This window comes from Aliivibrio sp. S2TY2, from assembly GCF_028765525.1.
GTDB lineage: Bacteria > Pseudomonadota > Gammaproteobacteria > Enterobacterales > Vibrionaceae > Aliivibrio > Aliivibrio finisterrensis_A.
Genome location: NZ_JARACS010000031.1, coordinates 1 through 1,285, shown reverse-complemented (window position 1 = coordinate 1,285; position 1,285 = coordinate 1). Strand labels below are relative to the sequence as shown.

The following is a 1,285-nucleotide window of genomic DNA, read 5'->3' as shown; positions in this document are numbered from 1 at the left end:
TTTAGGACTTTTATATGAAAAATCAAGAAAAAACAAAGAATAAGCGAACTCAACGCGATTATTCATTAGGCTTTAAATTGCAGCTTGTTACCGCTATAGAAAAAGGCGATATGACCTATAAGCAAGCTCAAAACATTTATGGCATTCAGGGCCGTTCTACTGTACTTACTTGGTTAAGAAAACACGGTAAGATGGACTGGTCTCAATCACCTAAGATTATTATGCCTAAATCCCCGAAAGCAAAAGAGTCACCGGCACAAAAAATTAAACGTTTAGAGCGAGAGCTTGATGATGAAAGAATGCGTAATTTATTACTTAATGAAGTAGTCAATATCATGGACGCAGAGCACGGTGCTGGCCTTAGAAAAAAGTATATTGCCAAGGAGCAAGAAGTCTTCAAAAGCAGAAAATGATTAGCTTAGAGCGAGCTAGTCAGCTACTTGGCATAACAAGGCAATGTATATACCAACAAGAGCGTAGAGCTTTAAAACGTGCAGTTGAACTTTCACCGGTCAAGAATATGGTGCAAGAAATTCGACGATATATGCCTCGTATTGGAGGTAAAAAATTATATTTTTTACTTAAGCCCAAATTTATCACTCATGGTATAAAGTTAGGTAGGGATAACTTCTTTTCTTATTTAAGAAATGAGTGTTTATTAGTAAAACCTAAGCGAAGTTACACAAAAACTACCTACAGTAAGCATTGGATGAAAAAACATCCTAATTTACTTAAAGAATTAACTCCTCAAGCGCCTGAAGAGGTTTTTGTCAGTGATATCACTTACGTTCAATCACAGAAAGGTGTTCATTATTTATCTTTAGTAACAGATGCTTATAGTCGAAGGATTATGGGATATGAATTAAGTGACGAGATGAAAGCGACAGATGTAGTCAAAGCTCTTGATATGGCAATAGATAATCGTCAGTATCAAAGAGATACTATCCACCATTCAGATCGGGGTTTACAATATTGTTCAAAGGTTTATCAAAAAAAACTAAACGAAAATGATATTAAGCCGTCAATGACTGATGGATATGATTGCTATCAAAACGCATTAGCTGAAAGAATTAATGGGATCCTTAAGCAAGAGTTCCTTCTATATGAATGCAAAGATTTAGATGAATTAAGATTCCTAGTTGAAGAATCTATTTTTATTTATAATGAAATGCGACCGCATTTAAGTTTGGGAATGAGTACACCAAATCAAGTACATAAAAAAAGCCAAGTGCATACGCACTTAGCTTTCAATTAAAAATCGTCAACGTATTTTAGGACGAGACAT

The 1,285-nt window shown here is 34.9% G+C and carries 1 protein-coding gene; it reads left to right on the top strand.

What is annotated here, in order from left to right:
• Positions 1 to 14: 14 nt before the first annotated feature.
• A protein-coding gene (locus PVK63_RS19845; protein WP_443111744.1) for an IS3 family transposase occupies positions 15 to 1,255 on the top strand; the annotation gives its coding sequence in 2 pieces (ribosomal slippage) (positions 15 to 378 and positions 378 to 1,255; 1,242 coding nt in all).
• The last annotated feature ends 30 nt before the right edge of the window (positions 1,256 to 1,285 follow it).